The 2,561-nt window shown below is 58.6% G+C and carries 6 protein-coding genes; all 6 read right to left on the bottom strand.

Features of this window, described 5'->3' with window-relative positions:
- Nucleotides 1-23: 23 nt before the first annotated feature.
- The 6 genes from AC1DRJ_RS24215 to AC1DRJ_RS24190 all read right to left on the bottom strand — a co-directional run bounded on the left by AC1DRJ_RS24215 (nucleotide 24) and on the right by AC1DRJ_RS24190 (nucleotide 2,507).
- Entirely contained in the window at nucleotides 24-524 is a 501-nt protein-coding gene (locus AC1DRJ_RS24215; RefSeq protein ID WP_477804378.1) for a phage tail tube protein, read from the bottom strand.
- A gap of 62 nt (nucleotides 525-586) precedes the next feature.
- Complete coding sequence (locus tag AC1DRJ_RS24210; RefSeq protein ID WP_477804377.1) at nucleotides 587-955, bottom strand: DUF3168 domain-containing protein; 369 nt, start codon at nucleotides 953-955, stop codon at nucleotides 587-589.
- The gene (locus tag AC1DRJ_RS24205; RefSeq protein ID WP_477804376.1) at nucleotides 955-1,440 is read right to left on the bottom strand and encodes an HK97-gp10 family putative phage morphogenesis protein; all 486 of its coding nucleotides are present in this window, start codon (nucleotides 1,438-1,440) and stop codon (nucleotides 955-957) included. Before AC1DRJ_RS24205 ends, AC1DRJ_RS24210 begins: the two co-directional genes overlap by 1 nt.
- On the bottom strand, nucleotides 1,433-1,771 hold the full coding sequence (locus AC1DRJ_RS24200; RefSeq protein ID WP_477804375.1) for a phage head closure protein: 339 nt from the start codon (nucleotides 1,769-1,771) through the stop codon (nucleotides 1,433-1,435). Before AC1DRJ_RS24200 ends, AC1DRJ_RS24205 begins: the two co-directional genes overlap by 8 nt.
- Nucleotides 1,771-2,247 carry a head-tail connector protein gene (locus tag AC1DRJ_RS24195; protein ID WP_477804374.1) on the bottom strand — a complete coding sequence of 159 codons (477 nt, stop codon included), beginning with the start codon at nucleotides 2,245-2,247 and terminating at the stop codon, nucleotides 1,771-1,773. Before AC1DRJ_RS24195 ends, AC1DRJ_RS24200 begins: the two co-directional genes overlap by 1 nt.
- Nucleotides 2,248-2,249: 2 nt before the next feature.
- Nucleotides 2,250-2,507 carry a hypothetical protein gene (locus AC1DRJ_RS24190; protein ID WP_477804373.1) on the bottom strand — a complete coding sequence of 86 codons (258 nt, stop codon included), beginning with the start codon at nucleotides 2,505-2,507 and terminating at the stop codon, nucleotides 2,250-2,252.
- Nucleotides 2,508-2,561: the final 54 nt, after the last annotated feature.

Here is a 2,561-nt window from a genome sequence, read left to right as displayed (position 1 = left end):
ATACTCAGCTGCATAATCGATCCTTACGGAGTTGTGGTTTTGCGGATCCAGGCGGAGCCGCCCGAACGCTGAATGGTGGCCGCGGTGGAGACCGTAGCGTTGGCGGCGAAGTCGAACGGGAAATCGGAAACATAGCCCTCGAAGATGAACCAGGTGCGAGTAGTCGGCAGCTCGAAGTCGTCGCCAGCGACGTTCACAGTCGGCGGGATGCCGATGCCATCGGACCAGCCAACAGCCCACGAAATGCTCTCGATGGAGTCGTCTTCGGAGAGGGCGTGCAGGCGAATGTGCGAGGTGTTGCGCGAATCGGCGTTGAGGGTAATGGAAGCCTGGCCAGGAGTGCGAAGACCTCGCAGATAGCGACGTACCTTATCGCTCAGGCAAGTGACTTCGATCGGGTCGGCAGGGTTTCCACCCGGGCTTAATGCGGTAGCGCACTCGATCTCGATGATTTCGAGATCGGAGGGATCGGCGGCGGTCGGCACCAGTGCATAAATCTGGGTGCCTTGGGTAAGCATCGACATGGCTTTCTCCAAATGTCGGACGTAAAAAAACCCGCACTTGGCGGGCCTGGTTCAGGGATTAGCTATCTGGGTACAAGCCAGTCGACATCGAAGCTCGACCGGTAATTCTTCGTGACGGAGTCCTTCGATTCGCCACCCCACCGCGTGATGTAGGCAACAAGCTCAATCGCAGCGCTGACGGCTGAGGTCACGGCTCTGGCTGAACTAGCTGTGGCGGCGTAAACATCTACCTGTAGCGTGTATCCATCGAGATCAGGGCGACCTGCGAGGAAGTTCTCTGGGCTACCGCCGACTAACTGCCACACTGCATAGGGTTTCGTCACCCCCTCAGGGGCTTCACCAAACGGATACATCCTGGTGGGCACGGCCCCCAGTAAGGCGGTGACCTGAGGGCTCGCCGCGCATACCGCAAAGATTGGCGCTGCTGCCATTAACCACCTCCTCTCGACTTCGCGTCGCGTTTGATTGCGCGATCAATGGCCTTCTCGTAATTTGTGATGAAAGCATCGGTCGCAGCATTGATGCTGTCCGCGAGTGCATTCCTCATAAACGGACGGGCCGCAATCGTTTCTGTACCAAACTCCAGCAGGCGCCAATGGGGGGTTGGGCTATTTTGTGATGTTTCGCCGCCATCCTTGAGCACTGCTCCGTACTTAACGCCTATCCGGAAACCAAGGTCTCCCGACCGACTGAATAGCCGACCATTCCAGCGCAGCGCGATGTTGTCAGCAATGGAGCGCCCGGTTTCAGCATCATCCAAACGCAACGCTCCTTCTTTCGCTTTGTCCGCCACCAGCTGCGCCGCCTTGCGCAGCGCAGCCCTCCCACCTTTACGTTTCACGTCGTAGGTTATGGCTGCCAGTTTGCCCAGCAATGAATCAAGACCAGTAATGCCGAACTCAACTGTCTCAGCCATCGTTCAACCCCTTCGCCACCAGGATGGTGAGGTACTCAAGGCCCGACACCGGATCAGGCATTGGCGGACCCTGAATGTTGTAGACGTCGCCACGATGGAGGATGCGCATCGTTGGCAGCACGCCGGCGCGGTAGCGGATCACCATTCGGCCCGAGGCTTCAGATTGGCCCGCCTGCGCCGCGATCAGATCGCGAGCGCTCAGTGGTTCGACCGATGCAGGTACTTTCTCCCAGACGGTCTCCCATCCCGGAAGCATCTCGCCGGTCTGTTGATCCTGCACTTCCCCGGGAACCTGAAACGTAATCCGATGACACAATGCACCGGCACGCATCACACACCCATCCCGACGCGATATGGCGTCAGCAGGGCCTTACTGGATAACGGCAACTCAGTGGCGATCGTGCCGGTCACCACTTCTTCACGATTGGCGAACAGGTGGCCAAGCTTCAGCAAGCAAGCGGCCTCGATCGCTTTATTGATCACCATCCCCCGAGCATTGCAGGTGGCGGCGGCCAAAGCTTCTGAGAAAACGAACTGAGCATCTGCCATCGCTTCGCGGCTCTGAAAGCAATCCTCAATGGCTACGGCAGCGGCCATGGCTGCGTCGTATTCGACCCGGGCCTGGTTGCGGGCAACGGGCACCAGCGAACGAGCATCATTCAGTGCGAGTTGATCGATAAAGAACGCGCGATTGAGAAAGGCCGTCGCGGCCATCTCGGCGCTGTCCAGTTGCGACTGCACCAGTTCCTGATCCTCAGGCTCCGCGAGCAGATGCTTCATGGCCAGTTCGATGTCGATCATGCTCATGTTCAGTCAGCCTTTTTCTTATCGGTGGCCTTCGCCTTGGTGCCAGGCTCGGGATTGGCGACCACGCTGGTGGAGGTCATGGGAGTGGGTTGGGTTTCAGAGTGAGTCAGATCCACCAACGCCTCATCCTCGCTGTCGTCCACCTCGGCATAACCTTTCTGGAGCAACTGCCTGCCATGCTGCTCCCCTGTTAAAAACGAGGTGCCTTCGATCAGGGTCTTACCGCCGAGGTACAGCGGCTTGAGGGTCTTCAATTTCATGTCGGCCTCCAGGGGGCCGCCGTTCAGGCGGCCCCGCTATATCAAGGGGTAGGG

Source organism: Pseudomonas sp. P5_B2 (assembly GCF_056400445.1).
Note: the sequence above shows the minus strand (reverse complement) of the source record. Positions and strands in the feature narration are given on the sequence as shown.